The 23,798-nt window shown below is 72.1% G+C and carries 24 protein-coding genes and 1 pseudogene; 18 read left to right on the top strand and 7 right to left on the bottom strand.

Translation table 11 applies throughout. The annotated features are described in order from the left end of the window. Window positions 1–4: 4 nt before the first annotated feature. The 3 genes from QUY26_RS17120 (at window position 5) to QUY26_RS17110 (ending at window position 3,998) form a co-directional block, all read left to right on the top strand. Window positions 5–1,255, top strand: a complete 1,251-nt coding sequence (locus tag QUY26_RS17120) for a DUF2786 domain-containing protein (protein WP_289947552.1) — start codon at window positions 5–7, stop codon at window positions 1,253–1,255. Between the two features lie 29 nt (window positions 1,256–1,284). After that, entirely contained in the window at window positions 1,285–1,671 is a 387-nt protein-coding gene (locus QUY26_RS17115; protein WP_289947550.1) for a MerR family transcriptional regulator, read from the top strand. A gap of 92 nt (window positions 1,672–1,763) precedes the next feature. Next, entirely contained in the window at window positions 1,764–3,998 is a 2,235-nt protein-coding gene (locus QUY26_RS17110) for an FUSC family protein (protein WP_289947548.1), read from the top strand. 125 nt (window positions 3,999–4,123) lie between these two features. Here QUY26_RS17110 and QUY26_RS17105 read toward each other — a convergent pair whose 3' ends face one another. From QUY26_RS17105 to rpmB, 3 genes are read right to left on the bottom strand one after another with little or no spacing between them, the layout of a single operon-like run. Then, on the bottom strand, window positions 4,124–4,633 hold the full coding sequence (locus QUY26_RS17105; RefSeq protein ID WP_289947546.1) for a hypothetical protein: 510 nt from the start codon (window positions 4,631–4,633) through the stop codon (window positions 4,124–4,126). 59 nt (window positions 4,634–4,692) lie between these two features. After that, window positions 4,693–4,998 (bottom strand): 30S ribosomal protein S14, encoded by a 306-nt coding sequence (gene rpsN / locus QUY26_RS17100; RefSeq protein WP_289947545.1) that lies wholly within the window; start codon window positions 4,996–4,998, stop codon window positions 4,693–4,695. Then, window positions 4,998–5,234 (bottom strand): 50S ribosomal protein L28, encoded by a 237-nt coding sequence (gene rpmB, locus QUY26_RS17095; protein ID WP_030361076.1) that lies wholly within the window; start codon window positions 5,232–5,234, stop codon window positions 4,998–5,000. Before rpmB ends, rpsN begins: the two co-directional genes overlap by 1 nt. Before the next feature lie 72 nt (window positions 5,235–5,306). On the opposite strand from rpmB, the gene rpmG reads away from it, so the two are divergent. From rpmG to QUY26_RS17070, 5 genes are all read left to right on the top strand, one after another. Further along, entirely contained in the window at window positions 5,307–5,471 is a 165-nt protein-coding gene (gene rpmG / locus QUY26_RS17090) for a 50S ribosomal protein L33 (protein WP_030361075.1), read from the top strand. Window positions 5,472–5,476: 5 nt separating this feature from the next. After that, window positions 5,477–5,725: a type B 50S ribosomal protein L31 gene (locus tag QUY26_RS17085; RefSeq protein ID WP_289947538.1), complete on the top strand. Its 249-nt coding sequence runs from the start codon at window positions 5,477–5,479 to the stop codon at window positions 5,723–5,725. 62 nt (window positions 5,726–5,787) lie between these two features. Continuing rightward, window positions 5,788–6,951: a CobW family GTP-binding protein gene (locus QUY26_RS17080; RefSeq protein ID WP_289947536.1), complete on the top strand. Its 1,164-nt coding sequence runs from the start codon at window positions 5,788–5,790 to the stop codon at window positions 6,949–6,951. A 2-nt stretch (window positions 6,952–6,953) separates the two neighbouring features. After that, on the top strand, window positions 6,954–7,205 hold the full coding sequence (gene rpsR, locus QUY26_RS17075) for a 30S ribosomal protein S18 (RefSeq protein WP_436840347.1): 252 nt from the start codon (window positions 6,954–6,956) through the stop codon (window positions 7,203–7,205). Between the two features lie 361 nt (window positions 7,206–7,566). Further along, window positions 7,567–7,785: a DUF397 domain-containing protein gene (locus QUY26_RS17070; protein ID WP_289955785.1), complete on the top strand. Its 219-nt coding sequence runs from the start codon at window positions 7,567–7,569 to the stop codon at window positions 7,783–7,785. Window positions 7,786–7,897: 112 nt separating this feature from the next. Here the strand turns inward: QUY26_RS17070 and QUY26_RS17065 are convergent, their stop codons facing one another. Continuing rightward, a complete protein-coding gene (locus tag QUY26_RS17065; protein WP_289947534.1) occupies window positions 7,898–8,407 on the bottom strand; it encodes an ATP-binding protein in 510 nt (169 codons plus the stop codon). Window positions 8,408–8,722: 315 nt separating this feature from the next. On the opposite strand from QUY26_RS17065, the gene QUY26_RS17060 reads away from it, so the two are divergent. The 6 genes from QUY26_RS17060 (at window position 8,723) to QUY26_RS17035 (ending at window position 14,565) form a co-directional block, all read left to right on the top strand. Next, the gene (locus QUY26_RS17060) at window positions 8,723–9,646 is read left to right on the top strand and encodes a helix-turn-helix domain-containing protein (RefSeq protein ID WP_289947531.1); all 924 of its coding nucleotides are present in this window, start codon (window positions 8,723–8,725) and stop codon (window positions 9,644–9,646) included. A 60-nt stretch (window positions 9,647–9,706) separates the two neighbouring features. Further along, complete coding sequence (locus tag QUY26_RS17055; protein WP_289947529.1) at window positions 9,707–11,164, top strand: aldehyde dehydrogenase family protein; 1,458 nt, start codon at window positions 9,707–9,709, stop codon at window positions 11,162–11,164. 145 nt (window positions 11,165–11,309) lie between these two features. Further along, entirely contained in the window at window positions 11,310–11,861 is a 552-nt protein-coding gene (locus tag QUY26_RS17050) for a DinB family protein (RefSeq protein WP_289947528.1), read from the top strand. A gap of 26 nt (window positions 11,862–11,887) precedes the next feature. After that, window positions 11,888–12,532 (top strand): PadR family transcriptional regulator, encoded by a 645-nt coding sequence (locus tag QUY26_RS17045; RefSeq protein WP_289947527.1) that lies wholly within the window; start codon window positions 11,888–11,890, stop codon window positions 12,530–12,532. A gap of 153 nt (window positions 12,533–12,685) precedes the next feature. Then, window positions 12,686–13,648, top strand: coding sequence for an ATP-binding cassette domain-containing protein (locus QUY26_RS17040; RefSeq protein ID WP_289947525.1), 963 nt, complete (start codon window positions 12,686–12,688; stop codon window positions 13,646–13,648). A gap of 167 nt (window positions 13,649–13,815) precedes the next feature. Beyond that, window positions 13,816–14,565, top strand: coding sequence for an ABC transporter permease (locus QUY26_RS17035; RefSeq protein ID WP_289955783.1), 750 nt, complete (start codon window positions 13,816–13,818; stop codon window positions 14,563–14,565). Between the two features lie 261 nt (window positions 14,566–14,826). On the opposite strand, the pseudogene QUY26_RS17030 reads toward QUY26_RS17035, so the two are convergent. After that, a pseudogene (locus QUY26_RS17030) lies at window positions 14,827–16,240 on the bottom strand (glutamate decarboxylase). A gap of 130 nt (window positions 16,241–16,370) precedes the next feature. Between QUY26_RS17030 and QUY26_RS17025 the strand changes: the two are divergent. Both QUY26_RS17025 and QUY26_RS17020 read left to right on the top strand, forming a co-directional pair. Then, complete coding sequence (locus QUY26_RS17025) at window positions 16,371–17,141, top strand: MerR family transcriptional regulator (RefSeq protein ID WP_289947519.1); 771 nt, start codon at window positions 16,371–16,373, stop codon at window positions 17,139–17,141. A 148-nt stretch (window positions 17,142–17,289) separates the two neighbouring features. After that, window positions 17,290–18,528 (top strand): DedA family protein, encoded by a 1,239-nt coding sequence (locus tag QUY26_RS17020; protein WP_289947517.1) that lies wholly within the window; start codon window positions 17,290–17,292, stop codon window positions 18,526–18,528. A gap of 6 nt (window positions 18,529–18,534) precedes the next feature. Here QUY26_RS17020 and QUY26_RS17015 read toward each other — a convergent pair whose 3' ends face one another. Next, the gene (locus tag QUY26_RS17015; protein WP_436840346.1) at window positions 18,535–20,277 is read right to left on the bottom strand and encodes a threonine/serine exporter family protein; all 1,743 of its coding nucleotides are present in this window, start codon (window positions 20,275–20,277) and stop codon (window positions 18,535–18,537) included. Window positions 20,278–20,347: 70 nt separating this feature from the next. After that, window positions 20,348–20,839 carry an inorganic diphosphatase gene (locus QUY26_RS17010; protein ID WP_030361059.1) on the bottom strand — a complete coding sequence of 164 codons (492 nt, stop codon included), beginning with the start codon at window positions 20,837–20,839 and terminating at the stop codon, window positions 20,348–20,350. Window positions 20,840–20,924: 85 nt separating this feature from the next. Here QUY26_RS17010 and dacB point away from each other — a divergent pair, with 85 nt between their 5' ends. After that, window positions 20,925–22,439 (top strand): D-alanyl-D-alanine carboxypeptidase/D-alanyl-D-alanine endopeptidase, encoded by a 1,515-nt coding sequence (gene dacB / locus QUY26_RS17005; protein WP_289947514.1) that lies wholly within the window; start codon window positions 20,925–20,927, stop codon window positions 22,437–22,439. Between the two features lie 211 nt (window positions 22,440–22,650). Beyond that, a complete protein-coding gene (locus QUY26_RS17000; protein WP_289947511.1) occupies window positions 22,651–23,778 on the top strand; it encodes a zinc-dependent metalloprotease in 1,128 nt (375 codons plus the stop codon). The last annotated feature ends 20 nt before the right edge of the window (window positions 23,779–23,798 follow it).

The raw sequence follows: 23,798 nt of genomic DNA, 5'->3' as shown, positions 1-23,798 counted from the left end.
GGGTATGGATTCGGTGATCGACAGGGCGTTCGCGGCGGCGCTGTACGGGGCGGACGCGGATGCCGGTCGGCCCGAGGGGGCGCACCGCACCGGGCGCGGCAACACCAGTCGCGGCACCACCGGCCGCGGCAACCGCTCCGCCGACCCCCACGAAGGCCTCGACACCGGCGCCTCCCTCCTCGCCGCCGACCCCTCCGCCGACGCCGAACTCGCCGCACGGGGCGAGGAGTTGCTGCGGCGCGCCTGGGAGCGCGGCTGGCAGCCCGCCGACGTCCTGCGCCTGGTCCGCCGCGACCTCGACGAGCCCCACGTACGCCTGGCCGCCGCCCTGATCCGTACCGAGACCCTCCGCTACGCCCCCGGCCCGCTGCCCGCCCGCTGGCCCGCGCAGCTCGCCGCGCTCGACGCCCACGAACCCTGGCGGGGGCCCGACCGCTTCACGCACGCCACCGCCGTACTCGCCCTCTACCGCCTCCTCCTGCGGCTGCCCCCGATCGAGCCCGTCGGTCCGGCGCCCGGCACCCCGCTGCACGTACCGCCGCCGCACCGCGACGACGAGCCGCGCGCCCTCACCCGCATCCGCGCCCTGCTCGCCAAGGCCGAGGCGACCGGCTACCCGCAGGAGGCGGAGGCGCTGACCGCGAAGGCGCAGGAGCTGATGGCCCGGCACAGCGTCGACGAGGCGCTGCTCGCCGCCCGTACGCACGCCCCGGACACGCCCGGGGCCTGCCGCGTCGGCGTCGACGCCCCGTACGAGACCGCCAAGGCGATCCTCCTCGACGCCGTCGCCGGCGCGAACCGCTGCCGCGCGGTGTGGAACGAGTCCCTCGGCTTCAGCACCGTCGTCGGCTTCGAGGCCGACCTGGAGGTGGTGGAGCTGCTGTACACCTCCCTGCTCGTGCAGGGCCTCGCCGCCATGACGACGGCGGAGGCCGGGCAGCGCGCGGGCGGGCGCAAGCGCACCAAGACGTTCCGGCAGGCCTTCTGGATGGCGTACGCCCAGCGCGTCGGCGCCCGCCTCGAAGCCGCCGCCGCGCCCGTCACCCACGAGGAGCCCGGTGGGGGCGGGGCGCTGCTTCCGGTGCTCGCCGCCCGGGACGTCGCGGTCGCCGACCGGACGGAGCGGATGTTCCCGGAGACGACCACCACGCGGGTGCGCGGCGTACGGGACGGCGCGGGCTGGGCCGAGGGGGCCGCGGCGGCCACGCACGCCAGCCTGCACGCGCGGGTGAGACTTCCCGGAGGGGAAGCGTGAGGGACTCAGGGGCGAGCGGGGGAGTGGGCATGCGCATCGGAGAGCTGTCGGAACGCACCGGCACGCCCCGCAGGCTGCTGCGCTACTACGAGGAACAGGGGCTGATCGTCGCCGGTCGCGCGGCCAACGGCTACCGCGTGTACGACGAGGCGTGCGTCGACCGGGTCCTGCAGATCCGGGGCCTCCTCGACGCGGGGCTGCCCACGCGGCTCATCAAGCAGATCCTGCCCTGCCTGGACAAGCCCCGCGTCATCCACTTCCCGGACGCCACGCCGGAGATGCTGGCCACCCTTGAGCGGGAGCGGGACAGCATGACGCGGCGGGTGGAGTGCCTGACCCGGAACCGGGACGCGATCGAGGAGTACCTGGACGCGGTCCGCGCCCGCCTCGCCGAGAGCACCCACCAGCCCGTCTGACCCTGCCCGGCCCCGCCTGACCGTCCGCCCGCACTTGTGGACGGACACCCACAAACCGCCTGCTTCATCCCAAACCCCCGTACGATCGCACTGTGACCTGGTGGCGGGCGCTGCGGCAGACGACGCGGTCGGGGCTGGCCGTGGAGCGCACCCGCCTCGAACCCCTCGTCGCCCTGCGCGGAGCCGCCGGGCTCGCGCTCGTGATCGGCGCGAGCCTCGCGCTCTTCGGCCCCGCCGTCGCCGCCAGCTCGGCCTTCGGCGCGTTCCAGGCCGCCATCGCCACCTTCCAGCGCAGCTGGCGCCCCCGCCCCGAACTCGCCATCGCCTCCGGCACCAGCCTCGCGATCTCCACCTTCCTCGGCTACCTCACCGGCAGCCACCTCCTCCTCTTTCTGGCCCTCCTCGCCCTGTGGACCTTCCTGGCGGGCCTGAGCTGGGCGGCGGGCCCGACGATCGGCCTGATCGCCACCTCGAACGTGGCGATCATGCTGGTCACGATCACCCTGCCCACCTCCGTCGCCGCCGCGGCCGGGCACGCCGCGATGATGGTCGTGGGCGGCGCCGTCCAGGCGGCCCTGGTGATCGTCTTCCCGGTACGCCGCTGGGGCGCCCACCGCGACGCCCTCGCCGACGCCCTGGCCGCCGAGGCGGACTACGCGCGCCGACTGCGCCACGACCCGGTGGCGCCCTTCGACCCGGCCCCGCTGATGACGGCCCGCGCGGCCGCCCACATCACCCCGGGCCAGGCCCGCACCCGCCCCGCCGAACTCCACGGCGCCCGCGGCCTCGCCGAACGCATCCGCCCCGTCCTCGCGTCCCTCGCCGACCCGGCCATCGGCGCCCCGGCCAAGGGCCCTGAACGCGACCGGGTCCGCGAACTCCTCGCCGCCGCGGGCGCCATCCTCGACGCGGCGGCCCGCGCCATCCGCCACGGCACCCCGGTGGACCTGCCGCCCGCGGCGATCTCCACCTTCCGCACCCCCGACACCGGCGCCCTCCTCAAGGGCCCGCCCCACCGGGCGGCCACGCGCCTCGGCACCCTCCTGCGCGACGTCGTGGAGGTGGCGGCGGGCACCTCCACGCCCACCCCCGCGCCGGGCCAGGCGCGCCCCCGGGCCGACGGCAACCTCGTCCGCCCGGGTCTGACGGCCCTGGTCCCCGCCGCCGCGAAGGCCATGCGCGCGGACCTCGACCACCGCTCCCCGGTGACCCGGCACGCCCTGCGCGTCACGACGGTCACCGTGGCGAGCTACGCCGTCGGCACCCTCCTCCCCCTCGGCCACGGCTACTGGGCCCCCATGGCCGCCGTCATGGTCATGCGCCCCGACTTCTCCCAGACCTACGCCCGCGCGGTCGCCCGCTTCGGCGGCACCCTCGTGGGCGTGGCCCTGGCCACCGCCCTGGTCCAACTGGCCCACCCGGGCACCTACCTCTCGGGCGCCCTCGCCGCGGCGAGCGCCGGCCTGATGTACCTCCTGATGCGCACGGGCCAGTTCGCCGCCCAGGCCTGCGTCGCCGCGTACGTCGTCCTCCTCCTCGGCATGGGCGGCGAACAGTGGACCCAGACGGTCCCGGAACGCGTCGTCCTCACCCTCATCGGCGGCCTCCTCGCCATGGCGGCGTACGCCCTGTACCCGGCCTGGGAGACCCCGCGCCTGCGCACCCGCCTCGCCGACCGGCTCGCGGCGACCGGCCGCTACGCCGCGGCCGTCGTCGCCCACTACGCCGACCCCGCGGGCAAGAACTGCCCCGACGTCCGCACGGCCCTCCTCGCCGCCCGCGCCGCTCGCATCTCCTGGCAGGAGGCCCTGGCCCGGGCCGAGCACGAACCCGTGCGCCACCGCGGTCTCTCCCGCGCGGCGGCCGCCGACGCCGCGCAAGCCCTGTCCCAGCTCGGCCGGGTCGCCATGCTCCTGGAGGCCCACCTGCCGGACCGCGGCACGCCCCCGGTCCCGGCGGCCGCGGCCCTCGCGGACGCCCTGCGCACCGCCACCGAGCGGGGCGCCCAGGCCGTGCGCGAGCGCCGCGTACCCGCGTGGGGCCCGGTCCGCGACGTCCTGGACGCCTGGGAACCGGGCGACGGCCCCGACCGCGTCGTCCGCCGCGGCGGCACCCTCCTCCTGCGCGCCCTCGACGACCTCTCCGACGCCCTGGACACCGCACCCCCACCGATGCTGGTCGACGGCACCGACGCCCACGCACGCGCGGACCCGCGTACAGACGCACGCGCGGACACGCGTACAGACGCACGTACGGACGCGCGTGCAGACGCACGTACAGAAAACACCGACGGGCCGCAGGGTCCGGAGGACCCCACGACCCGATGAGCCGGCGCACGGGTGGTGCGGCGGCGCCGCGGCCGCCGCCGCGGGCCCGCCGCACTCCGCCAGGGCTGCGGAACATCCGCGCCAGGACGGCGGAATGTCCGCGCCAGGACGGCGGAACATCCGCGCTAGGACTGCGGAATGTCCGCCGTGGGCAGCCCCTCCGGCAGCTTCCCGCCCTTCGTCCGCAGGAACTCGTCCTTCCCGAAGCCCTCCCAGGTGATCTTCAGCGTCTTGCCGTCGACGGAGTCGATCGTGCCCTTGGTGCGGTCCATGTCGCCGTCGGCGCACTTCAACTTGACCGTCCGCTCCCCGCCGACCGCGGCGAAGCCGTTGCACACGTGCTCGCCGACCAGCGTCGCCCGGCTCTTGCTGATCACGAGGGCGACCGGCTTGCCGCCGGTCGTGGCGACCCAGCTGCCTTCCAGGTCCTCGCCCGAGACGTCCTCGCCGTCGGCACCGGAGTCGGAGCCGGAGTCGCCCGGCGTCTTGGAGGCGCTGTCCGACGCTCCCTTGTCCTTGCCCTTGTCGCCGTCGGCCTTGTCGTCGCCGTCGCTGCTGCAACCGGTCAGGACGAGCGCGGCGGCCACCGAGGCCACCGCGGCGCCGATCGTCATGCTGCGGACACGCGTGTGCACTGAAGTCCCCCTATGTGGAGCTCTGTTCCGGGCCGTGGCCCGTCGAATCGCGCGCCAAGCTACCAGGAGGATTTGCGGACGCCGGGCAGGAATCCGGCGTGGGCCTGCGCCCGGAGGCGCACCCTGGAGAGCCCGAACATGCCTACGTATCCGCGGGGACGCCCGTCCACGCTGTCGCGGTTGCGCACCCGGGTGGCGCTGGCGTCCCGGGGCTGGCGGTCCAATTCCCGCCGGGCGGCGAGCCGTTCGTCCTCCGGGGTGTCCGGGCGCCGGATGATCTCCTTCAGCTCGGCCCGCCGGGCCGCGTACCGGGCGACGATCTCGCGCCGCCGCTCGTTCTTCGCGATCTTGCTCTTCTTGGCCATCAGACCTTCACCCCGCGCGCACGGATCCTGGCCACGGCGGCCTCGATCCCGATGGTGTCGACGGTCTTGATGCCCTTGGCGCTCAGTCGCAGGCGTACGTACCGGCCCTCGCTGGGGAGCCAGTAGCGCTTGCGCTGGATGTTCGCGTCGAAGCGGCGCGGGGTGCGCCGGTGCGAGTGCGAGATGTGGTTGCCGAACCCGGGCTTCGCGCCGGTGAGCTGGCAGTGGGCGGACATGGTGACGCACCTCTCGGTCGGATTCGCTCCCGTTCATTTGGAAACGGGATTCATTTTCATATACTAGCCCTCATGGCTCGCAACGAACTCCGCCCCGTCATCAAGCTCCGGTCCACGGCCGGAACGGGATACACGTACGTGACCCGCAAGAACCGCCGGAACGACCCCGACCGCCTGACCCTGCGCAAGTACGACCCGGTGGCCGGCCGCCACGTCGACTTCCGAGAGGAGCGCTGATCCCCGTGCGCGACGGCATCCACCCGCCGTACGGCCCCGTCGTCTTCCGCGACAAGGCCGCGAACTTCGCCTTCCTCACCCGGTCCACGGCGACCAGTGAGAAGACGGTCGTCTGGGAGGACGGCCGCACCTATCCCGTCATCGACGTCGAGGTCTCCTCCGCGAGCCACCCCTTCTACACGGGCCAGCAGCGCGTCCTGGACACCGCGGGCCGCGTGGAGCGCTTCGAGCGCCGTTACGGCGGCGGGCGCTGATGGGCGCCCGCGGGGCCGGCGGCCCCCAGGGCTCCGGCCGCCCTCACGGCACCCCCGGCCGCATGGACGTCGCCGTCGTCGCGGGCCTGCACACCGAGGCCCGCGCCGCCGCCGTCGACCGGCTGCTCGCCTCCGTGCCGGACAGCGTCGCCCTGCACCACGACCTGTCCACCGCCGCGTACGGCACCGTCACGCGGACCGTGCGCGACGCGAGCGGAATCCTGTCCACCGGGGAGGCCCCGCTGGTCAACGACTGCGCCTGCTGCGCGCTTCGCGAGGACCTGGTGCCCGAGCTGGAGCGGCTCGCGGCGAGCGGTCTGACCCGGCTCGCCGTCGTCGAGCTGTGGGACTCCGTCGAGCCGAAGGCGATGGCCGAGGCCATCGCCGGGCACGGCTCCGACGCGCTGCGCCTGAGCGGCGTGATCACCGCCGTCGACCCGAGCCTGCTGCTGCCCTGCCTCGCCAACGGCGACGACCTCGCCGACGCCGGGCTCGCCGCGGCCGCCTCCGACCAGCGCACCGTCGCCGACACCTGGGCGCGTCAGCTGGAGTACGCGCCCGTGCTCGCGGTCCTGGAGTCGGATGCCGCGGACGCGGAGGACCGCGCGCTGCTCGCCCAGCTCCATCCGACCGCCCGCCAGGTCCCGATCAGCCACGGCGACCACGGGGGTGCCTCCCCGCTCCTCGAGAGCTTGGGGGAGGGCGCCGCGCTCGGCGGCTTCGACGTGGAGGCGGCGGCCGCGGCCCAGCACCCCGCCTGCGCGCTGCTGCCCGCCGAGGCCGACGAGAGCGGCGTGAGCACGTTCGTGTGGCACCGCGAGAGGCCCTTCCACCCGGAGCGGCTCTTCGCCGCCCTGGAGGACCTGACCTGCGCCGCCGTCCGCAGCCGCGGCCGCTTCTGGCTCGCCGACCGGCCCGACACGCTGCTCGCCTGGGACGCGGCGGGCGGCGCGCTGTGCGTGGAGAACGCGGGGCCGTGGCTGGCCTCGCTGCCCGACGCCGCCTGGGAGATGGTGCCGCCGGTGCGCCGGGCCGCCGCCGCCCTGGACTGGCACCCCGAGCACGGGGACTGCTGCCAGCACCTGGTCTTCACCTCGCCCGGCCTGGACCGCGAGGGACTCGCGGCGGTCCTGGAGTCCTGCCTGCTCACGGACGAGGAGTACGCCGCCGGGCGCGCCGCCTGGCAGGCCCTCACCCCCGCCTTCGACGCCCTCCTGGAGGTCTGACGTTGTCCCCCGCACTGTCCTCGCGCCGCTCTGACCGCGGCAAGCCCCTCAAGTCCCGTCCCAACCCACTGGATCAAGCCGGAATCACGTACATCGACTACAAGGACACCGATCTGCTGCGGAAGTTCATCTCCGACCGGGGCAAGATCCGCAGCCGTCGGGTCACCCGGGTGACTGTGCGGCAGCAACGGCAGCTGGCGAAAGCCATCAAGAACGCCCGCGAGATGGCGCTGCTGCCGCCCGCCACCCGCTGAAGAGCACGCCCTTTCGCCCCTGTTTGCACCCGTACCCGCCGCGTCTTCGGCCAAAAACGCAGCCGTTTCGCTTCCCGCTGCGTCTGTTCCTACGGCACGAGTCTTGAGGCACGAGGTATTCGATCCGGACAACCCGGCGCGGGAACTCGACGCGGAAGATCATGGACGGGGGTCGTCGTTCGCATGTCATGCGGGCACTGGGGAGGCGGCGGAAGGGCTGTAACCAGCTCACCACGGCGCGTGCACGTGCATCTGCCCATGCATCGGCACATGAACACGGCTATGATCCGGGACAGTTGACGGCTACAACGACAGCCACGGCACCACCGGGGAGCGACCTGTGCACGACGTGTTCAACGGCATGGCCGCCACGGATCTTCACGGGGTGGTCTGGCAGAAGAGCAGGCACAGCAATTCGCAGGGCGCCTGCGTGGAGTTCGCGAGGCTGCCGGGCGGCGACGTGGCCGTCCGCAACTCGCGGTTCCCCGAGGGCCCCGCGCTCGTCTACACGCGCGCCGAGATCGAAGCGATGCTGCTCGGCATGAAGGACGGCGAGTTCGACGACCTGATCGGCGGCTGACCCCCGCCGGTCCTGCTCGGCGGCCGACCGCTGCGGGGTCCCTCGGGGAGAGGTTTCCCGAGGGACCGCGAAACGGATTTCCGGGAGACGGGGGTGGGCTGTTCCCCTGGCGTCACGCCAGCTGGAACAGCGCCCACACCACCTTGCCGTTCAGCGCGCCCGCGAGCGGGTGCCAGCCCCAGCCGTCGCTGAAGGAATCCACCAGGAAGAGCCCGCGGCCCGACTCCGCGGAGAAGTCGTCCTCCGCCTCCTCGCGCGCGACCGGACTGTCGTCGCTGGGGTCCCGTACCGCGCACACCAGGCGTGAGGTCCAGCGCATCATGTGCAGCCGCACGGGCGCGTCCTCGGCGGCGCCGACGGGACACGCCGCGCGCGGGGTGTCCGCGGGCAGCGCGTGCCGCAGGGCGTTGGTGACGAGTTCGGAGACGACCAGCGCGATGTCGTCGAACCGCTCCTCCAGCTCCCAGGACACCAGGGTCTTGCGGGTGAACTGCCGGGCGCTGCCCACGGCTTCGTACCGGGCGGGAAGAGCGCAGGAGGCCGCACTGGAGACCGCGGAGGGGTCGAGCGGAGGAAGGCCCTGCCGTAACGGCTCGAGCATGGTCGATCCATTCGTCCCCATGCGAGGCACTCCCCGGTTTTCGCGGTTCGCGGTACAAAGCGATGAAGCGGTGGCGCGGTCGGTACAGCCGGGCGGCACAGCGATGGCGCAGCGGTGACGCGCGGACCATGGTTCCGAATGCGTACAGCAGATGCAAGGGCAGATGCACGTGCACGCGCCGGACTTGACCGTTCCTAGGCCGCTTCTTGCCCATTTCTTCCTACGACTTCTTGTGCAGACCTTCCGGAGGCTTTCCCTTTCCGTAACCGAACGAGTACGGCCTGAAGCGTTTAATGGCAGACTGCGGGTCTCACACCTTGGGGAGGACTGAGCGAAGTGACCGCTGGGGAGTCGAGCGGCTCGGTGGTACGGCGCATCCTGCTGGGCTCGCAGCTGAGGCGCCTGAGGGAGTCGCGGGGCATCACCCGTGAGGCGGCGGGCTACTCGATCCGCGCTTCCGAATCGAAGATCAGCCGCATGGAGTTGGGACGGGTGAGCTTCAAGTCGAGGGACGTCGAGGACCTCCTCACGCTCTATGGCGTCATGGACGAGGCCGAGCGCAACGCGCTCCTGTCACTCGCCAAGGAGGCCAACCTGACGGGCTGGTGGCACAGTTACTCCGACGTCCTGCCCGGCTGGTTCCAGACATACATCGGCCTGGAGGGCGCCGCCTCCCTCATCCGTGTCTACGAAGTCCAGTTCATCAACGGCCTGTTGCAGACCGAGGCGTACGCCCACGCGGTCGTCGAGCGCGGCATGAAGGCCGCCGCCGCAGGCAAGGCGGGTGGAGGCGGCCGGTCCGGTCGCTCCGGGCGCGGCGGCCGGATCAACCAGGCGGACGTCGACCGGCGGGTGGCCCTGCGCCTGGAGCGCCAGAAGCTGCTCGTCTCCGAGCGCGCGCCGCGCTTCCAGTGCATCCTCGACGAGGCCGCGCTGCGACGGCCGTACGGCGACCGGGAAGTGATGCGCGGTCAGATCCAGCACCTGATCGACATCTCCGAGCGCCCGAACGTGACGTTGCAGGTCATGCCGTTCACGTTCGGTGGGCACGCGGGCGAGTCCGGGGCGTTCACGATGCTCAGTTTCCCCGAGTCCGACCTGTCGGACGTGGTGTATCTGGAGCAGCTCACCGGCGCCCTTTATCTGGACAAGCGCGAAGAAGTCGCCCAGTACGAACGGGTGATGGCCGAGCTGCGGGAGGACTGTCCGAATCCGGCCGACAGTCGTGACCTTCTCCGTGGTCTACTCCAACTGACCTGAATCGTCAGTAGGATGACGTGAAATCAGGTGTCTGCTCTCTGCGGCAAGGGGTCTCGCGTCATGTCCTTCTTCACCGATCTGGCTCACCAGTACATCGACGGTGAGTGGAAGGCCGGCTCCGGTTCCTGGGACATCATCGACTTCAATCCGTACAACGGGGAGAAGCTGGCGTCGATCACCGTCGCCACGGCGGAGGAGGTGGACCAGGCCTACCGGGCGGCGCAGCGCGCCCAGGAGGCGTGGGGCGCCACCAATCCCTACACCCGGCGTGCCGTCTTCGAGCGCGTGCTGCGCATCATCGAGGACCGCGAGGCGGAGATCACCGAAGCGATCGTCGCCGAACTCGGCGGCACCCTCGTCAAGGCCGGCTTCGAACTGCATCTGGCCAAGGAGTTCCTGCGCGAGGCGATACATCTCGCGCTCACCCCGCAGGGCCGCATACTCCCCTCGCCGGACGACACCAAGGAGAACCGCCTCTACCGCGTCCCGGTGGGCGTCGTCGGCGTCATCAGCCCCTTCAACTTCCCCTTCCTGCTCTCGATCAAGTCGGTCGCCCCGGCCATCGCGCTCGGCAACGCCGTCGTCCTGAAGCCGCACCAGAACGCGCCGGTGCTCGGCGGCAGCCTGCTCGCGAAGATCTTCGAGGACGCCGGTCTGCCCCCGGGCGTCCTGAACGTCGTCATCACGGACATCGCCGAGATCGGCGACGCGCTCATCGACCACCCGGTCCCCGGCGCCATCTCCTTCACCGGCTCCGACGCCGTCGGCCGCCACGTCGCCACCGTCTGCGCCCAGACCTTCAAGCGCTGCGTCCTCGAACTCGGCGGCAACAGCGCCCTGATCGTCCTGGACGACGCGGACGTGGACTACGCCGTGGACGCCGCCGTGTTCAGCCGCTTCGTCCACCAGGGCCAGGTCTGCATGGCCGCGAACCGCATCCTCGTGGACCGCTCCGTGGAGGCCGAGTTCACCGAGAAGTTCGTCGCCAAGGTCAAGTCCCTGAAGGTCGGCGACCCGGCGTCCCCGGAGACCCACATCGGCCCGCTCATCAACTCCTCGCAGGCGGACGGGGTTTCGTCGCTGGTCGCACAGACCGTCCAGGCGGGCGCCACGGCCCTCCTGCACGGCCGCACCGAGGGCAACCTGGTCGCGCCCTCCGTCCTCACCGACCTGCCCGAGGACGCCCCCGTGCTGCGCCAGGAGATCTTCGGCCCGGTCGCCCTGATCCTGCCCTTCGACGGCGAGGACGAGGCCGTCCGCATCGCCAACGACACGCCGTACGGCCTCAGCGGCGCCGTCCACACCGCCGACACCGAGCGCGGCGTCCGCCTCGCCCACCGCATCCACAGCGGCATGATCCACATCAACGACGGCACGGTCCACGACGAGCCGATCGTGCCCTTCGGCGGCGAGAAGCACTCGGGCGTCGGCCGCCTCAACGGCGACGCGACGATCGAGGCGTTCACGACGCACAAGTGGATCTCGGTGCAGTACGGGCGCTCGCGCTTCCCGTTCTGACCGGGGCGCGGCCGTCGGACGGCGGCCCGCCGAAAATTCTCTTCGATTCCCGGGCCATTGCGGACAGTACCTGTCCGCAATGGCCCGTAGCTTTTGTGGTGTCGGACAGGCCGACGGCCCGGCAGGGCGAAGAGAGGCGGACACCATGGTCACCCACGTCAACGCGGAAGCTCCCGGCGACGAGCGCGGCGCACTCATCGCCTTCGTCGAGGCCCAGCGCGGCGGCATCCGGCGCTCGGTGCTCGGCCTCAGCGACGAGCAGGCGTCCAGCAGGCCGAGCGCCAGCGAGCTGAGCCTCGGAGGCCTGGTCAAGCATGTCGCGGAGACCGAGCTGAACTGGCTGCGCCTGGCTCAGCAGAAGCCCAACGAGCGCCAGCGCACCGAGGAGACCTGGGGCGACAGCTTCCGCCTCGTCGAGGGCGAGAAGCTCGCCGACGTGCTGGCGTTCTGGGACGGGGTGGCCGCGGAGACGGAGGCGTTCATCCGCGCGGTGCCGAGCCTGGACGACACCTTCCCGCTGCCGGACCAGCCCTGGTTCCCGGACGACGGCGCCGTGTCGATGCGCTGGCTGATGCTGCACCTGGTCGAGGAGATCGGCCGGCACGCCGGGCACGCCGACATCATCAGGGAGTCCCTGGACGGCAGGACGGCCTTCGAACTGGTCGCGATGGACCAGGGATACGCTGGTCAAAGTTGATCGGCCGTCTCGGAGAGGTGTGGTGAATGTCGGCGATCCGGCTGCTGGTCCTGGGGGCCGTCCGCCAGCACGGGCGGGCCCACGGCTACCAGGTCCGCAACGACTTGGAGTACTGGGGCGCCCACGAGTGGTCCAACGCCAAGCCGGGCTCGATCTACCACGCCTTGAAGCAGATGGCGAAGCAGGGCCTGCTGTACGAGCACGAGACCGCGCCGTCCACGGCCGGGGGCCCGCCGCGCACCGAGTACGAGATCACGGAGAAGGGCACCGAGGAGTTCCTCGACCTGCTCCGTGAGGCGTTGGTCTCGACGTACAACCAGAAGCCCGACATGCTCTCGGCCGCGGTGGGCCTCATGGTCGACCTGCCGCGCGCCGAGGTGATCGAGCTGCTCAAGCGGCGGATCAGCGGTCTCGCCGACTGGCGCGCGTCCGTCACCGAGTACTACACCCCCGAGGACGGGCCCGAACAGCTCGGCCACATCGGCGAGATCATGAACCTCTGGCTGCACCAGGCCGAGGGCGGCGAGATCTGGACGCAGGGCCTGATCGAGCGCATCGAGGGCGGTGCGTACACCTTCGCCGGTGAGGGTGAACCGTTCGTCGGGGTCCTCGCGGACGGCGAGGAGAACCCGTGGGCGACGGGGGAGCGGCACGCGGGCGACGACGCCTGAGCAGGACGACGCGGGACGCGAAAAGAATCTCTGATTTTTCCAGCTAATCAAGTTTGACGAATCGGGATGCGGGCACTACCTTCGAGGCTCGTAAAGTAGTCAAGATTGACTACTTGCGTGGGCTGGGCAGCGGTGAACCCCGGAGGGAGTCGGATGACGGACGCGATCGTCGTCGAGGGCGCACGGAAACGGTACGGAGAGAAGCGGGCCCTGGACGGGCTCGACCTGGTGGCCGCGCGCGGCACGGTGCACGGCGTGCTCGGGCCGAACGGCGCGGGCAAGACCACGGCAGTGCGGATCATGGCCACGCTGCTCCGGGCGGACGAGGGGCGCGTGCGGATCGCCGGGTACGACGCGGGGCGGCAGGCGGGCGAGGTGCGCCGCCGCATCGGCCTGCTCGGCCAGCACGCCGCCGTCGACGAGGAGCTGAGCGGCCACCAGAACCTGGAGATGTTCGGCCGCCTCTACCACCTGGGCGCACGCCGCGCCCGGGTGCGGGCCGACGAGCTCCTGGACCGCTTCGGCCTCGCGGACACCGGACGCAAGGCGGTCAAGCAGTACAGCGGCGGCATGCGGCGCCGCCTGGACCTCGCCGCGTCACTGATCACGGAACCGGAGGTGCTCTTCCTGGACGAGCCGACGACGGGCCTCGACCCGCGCGGCCGCGCCGAGGTGTGGGACGCGGTGCGCTCCCTGGTCGGCGCGGGCACGACGGTGCTCCTGACCACGCAGTACCTGGAGGAGGCCGACCAGCTGGCCGACCGCATCTCCCTGATCGACCACGGCAGGGTCATCGCGGAGGGCACCGCCGACGACCTGAAGGCCCGGCTCGGCGGCGACCGCATCGACGTCGTCGTGCGCGACGGGGCCGAGCTGGTGCGCGCGGCACGGCTGCTGCCCGGCACGGCGGACGACGTGACGGTCGACGCCGACCGGCGCCTGGCCAGCGCGCCCGTCGCCGACCGCATGGAGGCGCTGACCCGGGTCGTACGGGCGCTCCAGGAGGAGGGCATCGAGGCGGAGGATATCGCGGTGCGCAGGCCGACCCTGGACGAGGTGTTCCTGCGCCTGACGGGGCGCACGGAGGACCAGGAACGCATGAAGGAGGCCGTGTGAGTACGACGACTGGCGGTACGAAGGCCGACGGTACGACTGGCGGTACGAAGGTCGGCGGCACGGCCGGCGGTCCGAAGAGCGGCGGCACCGGCGGTACGGCGACCGTGGTGGCCGTGTCCGGGTCGGGCGGCCCTCGGATCGGCTGGGCCCTCACCGACTCCTGGACCATGTCCCGGCGCGAACTCGCCCACTGGGCGCGCCAGCCCGTGCAGGTCGTCGTCGGACTCGCCTTCCCGGTGATGCTCCTGCTGATGTTCAACTACCTGATCGGCGGCGGCAAGGGCATCCAGGGCGACTACGCCGAGTTCCTGGTGCCCGGCATGTTCGCGCTGACGATGGTGTTCGGACTGGACGCCACGATGGTCGCCGTCACCACCGACCTCAACAAGGGCGTCGTCGACCGCTTCCGGTCCATGCCGATGACCAACGGGGCCGTCCTGGTGGGCCGTTCCTTCGCCGACATGCTCCAGTCCTTCGCCTCCCTCATCGTCATGATGGGCGTCGGGCTCGCCATCGGCTGGCGCTGGCACGGGTCGTTCGCCGGGGTACTCGGCGCCGTCGGGCTCCTCATGCTCCTGCGGTTCGCCATGCTCTGGCTCGGCATCTACCTCGCCATGGTCGCGGGCAAGCCCGAGCTCGTCATGGCCGTGCAGATCCTCGTCTGGCCCGTCGGCTTCCTCTCCAACGCCTTCACCGTCCCGCAGAACATGCCCGACTGGCTCGGTGCGGCGGTCGAGTGGAACCCGATGTCCGCGGCCGCCACGGCCGTCCGCGACCTCTTCGGCAACGACCCCGGTGTGACCGGCACCTCCTGGGCCGCCGACCACGCCGAACTCCTGGCGGTCGCCTGGCCCCTGGCCCTGGTGGGCGTGTTCCTGCCGCTGGCGGTGCGGAGGTTCGGGGCGCTGAGCAAGTAGGCCGGGGGGCGGGGCGGGGACCCTGCGGGGCCCCCGCCCCTTCCCGAAACCGGGGCTCCGCCCCGGACCCCGCTCCTCAGCCGCCGCAGGGGCTGCGCATGTCGCCGGTGCGGCAAGGTTCCGGCCCGTCCGGCGAGGTTCCGGCCCGTCCGGCGAGATTCCAGCCCGCCCGGCGAGGTTCCGGCCCGTCCGGCGTGTGAGGAAGAGGCGCGAAGCGTCGGTTCGGCGGGGGCTGTCCCACCCGCCCGGGGCCCCACCGCCCTAGTGATGAAACCCCGTAGCGACCCCCCGGTCCCGCGTCAGCGGACGGGGCTGGCGGCGCAGTTCGGGGAGGAGCCGCTCCAGGTCCTCCCCGAAGAGCTGCGCGAGGTCGGACGAGAACCCGTTGCGGCAGACGACCCGCAGCACGGCCAGATCCTCCCGGTGCGCGGGGAACGTGTAGGCGGGCACCAGCCACCCCCGCTCCCGCAACCGCCGGGCGACATCGAACACGTCGTAGGAGTCGACACCCGCCTCCGTGGTGAACGCGAAGACGGGCAACTCGTCCCCCCCGCGTGAGAAGCCGGAAGTCCCCCAGCGCCTCCACCCGCTCGGCAAGCCCCCGCGCCACGTCCCGGGACGCCTGCTGGACGGCCCGGTAGCCCTCGCGCCCGAGCCGCAGGAAGGTGTAGTACTGCGCGACGACCTGCGCCCCGGGCCGGGAGAAGTTCAGCGCGAAGGTCGGCATGTCACCGCCGAGGTAGTTGACGCGGAAGACCAGCTCCTCGGGCAGCTCGGCGGCCGTACGCCACAGCGCCCACCCGACGCCGGGGTAGACGAGCCCGTACTTGTGCCCGGAGGTGTTGATGGAGGAGACGCGGGGCAGCCGGAAGTCCCAGACGAGGTCCTCGTCGAGGAAGGGCGCGATCATCGCCCCGGACGCCCCGTCGACGTGGACGGGGACGTCGAGCCCGGTCCGCTCCTGGAGGGCGTCGAGCGCGGCGCACACCTCGGCCACGGGCTCGTAGGAGCCGTCGAAGGTGGAGCCGAGGACGGCGACGACGCCGATGGTGTTCTCGTCGCAGAGCGCGGCGGCGGCCTCGGCGGACAGGTGGAAGCGGTCGCCCTCCATGGGCACCTGCCGCGCCTCGACCTCCCAGAAGGTGCAGAACTTCTCCCAGCAGACCTGCACGTTGACGCCCATCACGAGGTTGGGCCGGGCCTCGCGGGAGGGGTAGCGGTCGGCGTTCCGCCGCATCCACCGCCGCTTGAGGGCCATCCCGGCGAGCATGCAGGCCTCGCTGGAGCCGGTGGTGGAGCAGCCGACGGCCGCCGCCGGGTCCGCGGCGTTCCACAGGTCGGCGAGCATCGCCACACAGCGCCGCTCCAGCTCCGCCGTGCGCGGGTACTCGTCCTTGTCGATCATGTTCTTGTCCCGGCACTCCGCCATCAGGACCCCGGCCTGCGGCTCCATCCACGTGGTGACGAAGGTGGCGAGGTTGAGGCGGGAGTTCCCGTCCAGCATGAGTTCGTCGTGGACGAGCTGGTACGCGGACATGGGCGGCAGCGGCCCGTCGGGAAGCCGGTGCTTGGGCGGGGCCTCGGTCATGCCGCCGACGGGGTTCGCCTCGCCGTAGAACGGGTTCACCGACAGGGGGCGGTCGTCGGGCCGATCGGGGCCCTGGTGGAGGGGCATCGCGGATCCTTCCGGCCGAAGCTCGGGGGCTGTCCCTTTCGGGAGGATATGGCTGACCCTTTGGGCTTGCACCTCACGTGACGTGAGGACTCAGGCTGGGACGCGTACCGAGCAAGAGAGGGCGGAAACCATGAGCTATTCCGTGGGACAGGTCGCCGGTTTCGCCGGGGTCACGGTGCGCACGCTGCACCACTACGACGAGATCGGCCTGCTCGCGCCCAGCGAGCGCAGCCACGCGGGCCACCGGCGCTACAGCGACGGCGACCTGGACCGGCTGCAGCAGATCCTGTTCTACCGGGAGCTCGGCTTTCCCCTCGACCAGGTCGCGATCCTGCTCGACGACCCGGACGCGGACCCGCGCGCGCACCTGCGCCGCCAGCACGAGCTGCTGACCGCCCGGATCACCAAGCTGCAGCAGATGGCCGCGGCCGTGGAGACCGCCATGGAGGCGAGACGCATGGGCATCAACCTCACGCCCGAGGAGAAGTTCGAGGTCTTCGGAGACTTCGATCCCGACGAGCACGCGGAGGAGGTGGAGCGCCGCTGGGGCGACACCGAGGCGTACGCGGAGTCGCAGCGCCGCACCGCCGCGTACACCAAGGAGGACTGGAAGCGCCTGACCGAGGAGCTCGACGCGATCCACGCGCGCATGGGCGACCTGTTGGCCGCCGGAGCGCCCGCGGACTCCGCCGAGGCGATGGACGTGGCGGAGGAGCACCGCCGCTTCATCTGCTCCAGCTACTACGACTGCGCGCACGAGCTGCACAGCTGCCTCGGTGACATGTACGTCTCCGACGCCCGCTTCACGGCGACGTACGAGGCCATCCGTCCCGGCCTCGCGGTGTACATGCGGGACGCGATCCACGCGAACGCCGCCCGCGCCGGAGCCCGCAGCGAGTGACCACGGTTCCCGGGGAACCCGAGGGGGGACGGTGGAACCTGTCCGCGTCACCCGGCGTTGGTAACTTTGGGCGGCGGCCGATGCCCTCACACCGCACGGCCCGCCCGCAGAGCCCCACCGCCCCCCTCACCCACAGGAGCCCGGAACCGTGACGACGCTTGCGCTCGGACCAAGCTGGCTGGATCCGGACTACCTGCTGAACGAGTTCGGACTCTGGGGCCTGCTCCTGATCGTCTTCGCGGAGTCGGGCCTGCTCATCGGCTTCTTCCTGCCCGGTGACTCGCTCCTGTTCACCACGGGCCTGCTGATCACGACGAACAAGCTGGACACCCCGCTGTGGCTGACCTGCGTCCTGATCGTCATCGCCGCGATCCTGGGCGACCAGGCGGGCTATCTGTTCGGCAAGAAGGTCGGCCCGGCGCTGTTCAACCGCCCGGACTCCAGGCTCTTCAAGCAGGAGAACGTGGTCAAGGCCCATGAGTTCTTCGAGAAGCACGGCCCGAAGTCCCTGGTCCTTGCCCGCTTCGTGCCGATCGTGCGGACGTTCACGCCGATCATCGCGGGCGTCAGCGGCATGCGGTACCGCTCGTTCATCACGTTCAACGTCATCGGCGGCGTCCTGTGGGGGGCGGGCGTCACGCTGCTCGGCGCCTGGCTCGGCAAGCACGAGTTCGTCCACAAGAACATCGAGGCGATCCTGATCCTGATCGTCCTCATCTCGGTGGTCCCGATCATCGTCGAGTTCCTGCGCGCCCGCTCCAAGGGCAAGAAGGAGCCCGCGCAGACCCCGGCGGCCGAGCGCGACGACCACGACGACTTCGATGACTTCGACGGCCACGCGGCGGGCGGCCGGCCGGGGGCGCCCCAGGCCCAGCAGTACCCCGGGCAGGGGCAGTATCCGGGGCAGGGGCAGTATCCGGGCCCGCAGGGCGGCGGTCAGTACGACGGCGGCGCGGACGGCCGGCCCTACCAGTCGCAGCAGCCGCAGTACGGCGACCACCAGACCCAGTTCCTGGGCCACCGCCAGCCGCAGCAGCCGGGATACGGGGGCGGCCACCCGGAGCAGCACCCGTACCAGCCCCAGCAGCCGCAGTACGGCGACCAGCACGCCCAGCACCAGCCCCAGCAGCACGGCTACGCCGACCAGCACGCCCAGCAGCAGTACCAGGACCAGTACGGCAACCAGTACGAGGGCCAGCAGTACCAAGCCCCGTACGACCCCGCCGCTCAGCAGTACGACGGCCAGCAGTACGACGGCCAGCAGTACCAGGGCCAGCAGCCCCAGCAGTCCCCGTACCCGGACCACCAGACGCAGTTCCTGGGCCGTCAGCCCCAGCAGCCCCCGTACCCCGAAGAGCCCCAGCAGCCCGGCAACCCGAGGTACTGACCGGGCCTAGAAGCCGCGCGTCCGCTTGGCCGCGCGGCGGCCCTTCTGGCCCCCGGCCACCCGCGGCGCCTTGAGGAAGAGCCGGGACAGCTCGCCGCCCAGGTTCACGCCGATCGCGATGGCGAGGGCCAGGGCCGCCGCCTTGGAGAGCGAGGCGAGCCCCGGGTTGAGGTTGTTCCTGGCGATCTCCAGGAGACCGAAGTACGTGGCGCTACCGGGCAGGAGCGGCCCGATCGCCGCCGTCACGTACGGCAGCGCGGACGCGAACCGGTAGCGCGACAGGAGCTGGCCGAACAGGCCCACGAGCCCGGCCGCGACCGCTGTCGCCGCCACCGGCGAGATGCCTCCGGTGCGGGCGAGGGCGCCGAACACGATCCAGGCCACCCCGCCGTTCAGCGTCACCAGGAGCACGGTGGAACGTTCCTGCTGGAGCAGGATGGCGAAGGCCAGGCTCAGCGACATGGACGCCAGGATCTGGATCCACGGCCGGTCGGAGGAGTGGATCGACGTCTCCGGGTTGAGGCCCGCGTCCAGCGTCACGCCCAGATAGAGCACCATCAGGACGCCGCAGACGATCCCGACGATCAGATACCCGACCTCCAGGAGCCGGGCCGCGGCGGTGATGTAGTAGCCGGTCAGACCGTCCTGCACGCCCGCGACGAGCGCGCGCCCGGGGATCAGCGCGAACAGACCACCGGTGATCACCGCGGACGCCTTCACGTCCGGCAGGTCGAGCAGACTGATCGCCACACCCATCGCGGCCGGGGGCATCGCCGCGACCACGAACTGGTAGAACTCCGGCAGCCCGCGCCCCGCGCACAGCCACGCCAGCCGGTCGCCGAGCATCGCGCCGAGCGCGGCCGCCACGAACACCAGGACGTCACCGCCGACCAGCACGGCAGCCGACCCCGCGAGCAGCCCGGCCGCGGCCGTCAGCGCCCAGCCCGGGTAGGGGTGCCGGTTGCGGCGGAGCTCCGCGAGGCGCCGGTAGGCCTCCTCCAGGGAGATGTCGACGTCTTCGGAGCTGATGTCGTCCACGAGCCGGTAGACGGCCGACAGGCGCGTGTAGTCGGTGCCCCGGCGGCGCACTGTGCGCGACGCCGTCACCGGGTCGTCCACGAGGGAGGGCTGGTACGAGATCGCGATCAGCGTGAACGTGACGTTCGGCTCGCAGCGGTCCAGGCCGTAGGAGTGCGTCACGGCGAACATCGCCGCCTCCACGTCCTCCGCGCCCTCACCCCCCGCGAGCAGCAGCTCCCCGATGCGCAGGGTGAGGTCGAGGACGCGGGGCACGGCGCGCCCCTCGTCCTCCTCGTGCCGCTGCGTCGGCTCCGGCGCGGGGCGCTCGGCCACCGGCGTGCGCAGCATCGTGCGCATCCGGTCCTGCCAGGGCGCCTCCTTGACCAGCCGGACCACGGGCACACCGCCGGGCGGAGTGAAGGCGGGCGGCTGCTGGGCGTCGTACGAGGGAGGAGGTGTGAAAGCCGAGGACTCCTTGTCCTCGGGAAGCTGCGGAATCCGCAGACCCGTCGGGATCGTGAACTCCGATGACGGGTGGTCCTCCTCGGGCCCGGTCGCCTGGTCGACACCGCCGACGGGGGCGAAGGCGCTGTGCGCCTCGTCCGACTGCGGCTTGCGGTCCTCCTCCGCCTCTGCCACGGGGTGATGCCTCGTTCCTGTGTACGTACGTGTCGCGCGCACCCTACGTACGTCAGTATGCGCACGAGGCACGTGACTATGCGCACGCATCTGTCGGCGCACGCGAACGGGCCGCGCGCCCCACAGGGGTCACGCGGCCCGTCGGCGAGGCCGGCTGCCCTCAGTGGCCGCCGTGCGCCTCGAAGCGCTTGTAGGAGGCCTCGATCTCGGCCTCGGCGTCGGTGCGGCCCACCCAGTCGGCGCCCTCGACGGACTTGCCGGGCTCCAGGTCCTTGTAGACCTCGAAGAAGTGCTGGATCTCCAGGCGGTCGAACTCGGAGACGTGGTGGATGTCGCGCAGGTGCTCCACGCGCGGGTCCGACGCGGGGACGCAGAGCAGCTTGTCGTCGCCGCCGGCCTCGTCCGTCATCCGGAACATGCCGATCGCGCGGCACTTGATGAGGCAGCCGGGGAAGGTCGGCTCGTCCAGGATGACCAGGGCGTCCAGCGGGTCGCCGTCCTCGCCGAGGGTGTTCTCGACGAAGCCGTAGTCCGCCGGGTAGCTGGTGGACGTGAAGAGTCGACGGTCCAGGCGGATGCGGCCGGTCTCGTGGTCGACCTCGTACTTGTTCCGCGAACCCTTCGGAATCTCGATGGTGACGTCGAACTCCACGGGTGGCTCCTCCATGATCAGCACATACTTCGGGTGGTTAAGTGTCCCTCACGCAGATGTGTGATCGCGAAAGGGGCAGGTCGTCGTGGACGAGCGCAAGCCTTGGCAGCAGCTTCGAAAGCCGCTGCAGCTTCTGAGGCGGCTTGCCGTCAAGCCTCCCGCGAAACTCAGGACCTGGCAGCTCACGGCCGTCTCGGCCGCCGTCGGCCTCGTCGTCGCGGCCGTGGCGATCGCCGCGGCCGGCCCCTGGGACTCCTCCGGCCAGCGTACGGCCGAGCGGGACCTGGCGGCTTCCCGGGAAGCCGGGGGTGGCGCAGATCACGCCGGTGGCGCCGGTGGCGGGGCCCCGAACGCGGCCCCGAGCGCCCCCTCCGTGCTCGCCGGACTGGGCCGCAGCGCCCGCAAGGCCCCGGACGCCGGCGGCAAGCGGCTCGCGGACGTCCTGCGCCCCCTCATGGACGACGAGAAGCTCGGCCCCGAGCGGTCCGCGGTGGTCGTCGACGTGGCCACGGGCGAGCGCCTGTACGGCAAGCGCTCGGGCCGGGCCATGACACCCGCGTCGACCACGAAGATCGCCACGGCCGTCGCGGCGCTGTCCGCCCTCGGCCCCGACCACCGCCTCACCACGAAGACGGTCATCCGCGCCGACTCCCGCGACGTCTTCCTCGTCGGCGGCGGCGACCCGACCCTGACCGCCCGCGGCGAGGGCCGGTACGTCTCGGAGTCCGCCAGCCTGCGCGAGCTCGCCGACGACACGGCGAAGGCCCTCAAGAAGCGCGGCGCCGACCGGGACGTCTCCCTGTCGTACGACACCTCCCGCTACTCCGGGCCGCCGCAGCACCCCATCGGCCCCAACGAGAACATCGCCCCCGTCAGCGCCCTGATGGCCGACGAGGGCCGCCTGGACGACTCCTCGTCGGGGCCCGCGGCCCGCACCGCCGAGCCCGCGCGGGACGCGGCGCACAACTTCGCCAACCTGCTGCGCGAGCGCGGCATCGTCCTCACGGCCGACCCGAAGTCCGGCAAGGCCCCGGAGCGGGCCGCGGAGCTGGCCAGGACCCGTTCCCAGCCCCTGTCCGCCCTCGTCGAGCGGATGCTGACGCACAGCGACAACGACATCGCCGAGGCCCTCGCCCGCGAGACCGCGGTGGCCGGCGGCGAGCCCGCCAGCTTCGACGGGGCGGCCAAGGCGGTGCGGGCGCGCCTCGACAAGCTGGGCCTGCCCCTCGACGGCGCGAAGTTCGCCGACGGCAGCGGCCTCGACCGCGACGACCGGCTCTCCGCGCGGCTCCTGGCCGCCCTCCTCAAGCACGCGGCCGGACCCGGCCGCCCCGAGCTGCGCTCCGTGGTGACGGGCCTGCCCGTCGCGGGCTTCACCGGCACCCTCGTCAACCGCTACCCCGACGCCTCCGCGGGCACCGGCGTCGTCCGCGCCAAGACGGGCACCCTCACCGGCGTCAACAGCCTCGCCGGCACGGTCGTCGACCCCGAAGGCCGCCTCCTGGCCTTCGCCTTCATGACCACGGGCACCACGGACCCCCAGGGCGCCCAATCGGCGCTGGACGCGATGGCATCGGCCCTGGCGGGCCGGGACGACTAGCCTCCTCGTGGCCGCCGGACAGGTCCCCGCCCTTCGCTGAGGGTGGGGACCTGTCCGTCCCCACCCCGTGGGCACGACCGAAGGCCGACGCCACCCCGCCGGACGGCGTCAACCCCACCCGCCCCCGGGGCACCCGCCCCGACCCGGGGCGGTCGGACAAGGGCGCCCCCAACCCCGTACGCGGGCGCGGCCGACCACGTACCGTTGACGCATGACGAGCCTCGGTGGTGCGGAGATGGTCGACTGGAATCTCGCGGTGGCGACCGCGACCCGGCTCGTGCGGCCGGGCCCGGAGGTGAGCCGGGACGAGGCCCGCGCAGTGGTCGCGGAACTCCGCAGGCACGCCAAGTCCTCGGAGGTACACGTCCGTTCGTTCACGAGGATGGGCACGGAGGACATCCACGACACCCCCGTGCTCGTGGTGGACCGCGCGGGCTGGGTCCGAGCGAACGTGGCGGGCTTCAGGGCGGTCCTCAAGCCGCTCCTGGAGAAGATGAAGGACCGCAGGGGCAGCGGCCCGGGCGGCGCGGTCCTCGGCGCGGTCGGCGGCAAGGTGACAGGCGTGGAGCTGGGCATGCTCCTGTCGTTCCTGGCCTCCCGCGTCCTCGGCCAGTACGAGACCTTCGCCCCGGCGACCCGCGAACTCCCCGCCGCCGGCAACGGCGGCGGCCGCCTCCTGCTCGTGGCACCGAACATCGTCCACGTGGAGCGCGAACTGGACGTGGACCCGCACGACTTCAGGCTCTGGGTGTGCCTGCACGAGGAGACGCACCGCACCCAGTTCTCGTCGGTGCCGTGGCTGCGCGACCACCTGGAGGGCGAGATCCAGTCGTTCCTCGGCGAGACCGAGGTCGACCCGATGACCGTCCTCGAACGCGTCCGCGAGGCCGCGCAGAGCCTGGCGGGCGGCCGCACGGACGGCGCGGACGACGACGGCGACGGCGGCCGCACGTTCGTGGAGCTCGTCCAGACCCCCGCCCAGCGCGAGATCCTGGCCCGCCTGACCGCCGTGATGTCCCTGCTCGAAGGGCACGCGGACTACGTGATGGACGGCGTGGGACCCGACGTCGTACCGTCGGTGACGGAGATCCGGGAGAAGTTCAAGGAGCGCCGCCAGCGCGGCGCGAGCCGCCTCGACCAGGCGCTGCGCAAGCTCCTCGGCCTGGACGCCAAGCTGCGGCAGTACCGGGACGGCGAGCGGTTCGTGCGGGCGGTCGTGGAAGAGGTCGGCATGGACGGCTTCAACCGCGTGTGGACCTCTCCGAACACGCTTCCCACCAAGGCGGAGATCGCCAAACCGGCGGACTGGGTCGCGCGGGTGCACCGTAAGGCAGACTGAGCGAACAGACGCGGCCGACG

Source organism: Streptomyces flavofungini (assembly GCF_030388665.1).
GTDB lineage: Bacteria > Actinomycetota > Actinomycetes > Streptomycetales > Streptomycetaceae > Streptomyces > Streptomyces flavofungini_A.
Note: the sequence above shows the minus strand (reverse complement) of the source record. Positions and strands in the feature narration are given on the sequence as shown.

Bases quoted from the DNA above. Each gene is read 5' to 3' on its own strand.
- QUY26_RS17120 (WP_289947552.1), top strand. From the start codon at position 5: ATGGATTCGGTGATCGACAGGGCGTTCGCGGCGGCGCTGTACGGGGCG.
- QUY26_RS17115 (WP_289947550.1), top strand. From the start codon at position 1,285: ATGCGCATCGGAGAGCTGTCGGAACGCACCGGCACGCCCCGCAGGCTG.
- rpsN (WP_289947545.1), bottom strand. From the start codon at position 4,998: ATGGCCAAGAAGAGCAAGATCGCGAAGAACGAGCGGCGGCGCGAGATC.
- rpmB (WP_030361076.1), bottom strand. From the start codon at position 5,234: ATGTCCGCCCACTGCCAGCTCACCGGCGCGAAGCCCGGGTTCGGCAAC.
- rpmG (WP_030361075.1), top strand. From the start codon at position 5,307: ATGGCTCGCAACGAACTCCGCCCCGTCATCAAGCTCCGGTCCACGGCC.
- QUY26_RS17080 (WP_289947536.1), top strand. From the start codon at position 5,788: ATGGACGTCGCCGTCGTCGCGGGCCTGCACACCGAGGCCCGCGCCGCC.
- QUY26_RS17070 (WP_289955785.1), top strand. From the start codon at position 7,567: ATGGCCGCCACGGATCTTCACGGGGTGGTCTGGCAGAAGAGCAGGCAC.
- QUY26_RS17065 (WP_289947534.1), bottom strand. From the start codon at position 8,407: ATGGGGACGAATGGATCGACCATGCTCGAGCCGTTACGGCAGGGCCTT.
- QUY26_RS17055 (WP_289947529.1), top strand. From the start codon at position 9,707: ATGTCCTTCTTCACCGATCTGGCTCACCAGTACATCGACGGTGAGTGG.
- QUY26_RS17050 (WP_289947528.1), top strand. From the start codon at position 11,310: ATGGTCACCCACGTCAACGCGGAAGCTCCCGGCGACGAGCGCGGCGCA.
- QUY26_RS17045 (WP_289947527.1), top strand. From the start codon at position 11,888: ATGTCGGCGATCCGGCTGCTGGTCCTGGGGGCCGTCCGCCAGCACGGG.
- QUY26_RS17040 (WP_289947525.1), top strand. From the start codon at position 12,686: ATGACGGACGCGATCGTCGTCGAGGGCGCACGGAAACGGTACGGAGAG.
- QUY26_RS17035 (WP_289955783.1), top strand. From the start codon at position 13,816: ATGTCCCGGCGCGAACTCGCCCACTGGGCGCGCCAGCCCGTGCAGGTC.
- QUY26_RS17025 (WP_289947519.1), top strand. From the start codon at position 16,371: ATGAGCTATTCCGTGGGACAGGTCGCCGGTTTCGCCGGGGTCACGGTG.
- QUY26_RS17015 (WP_436840346.1), bottom strand. From the start codon at position 20,277: ATGCGTGCGCATAGTCACGTGCCTCGTGCGCATACTGACGTACGTAGG.
- QUY26_RS17000 (WP_289947511.1), top strand. From the start codon at position 22,651: ATGACGAGCCTCGGTGGTGCGGAGATGGTCGACTGGAATCTCGCGGTG.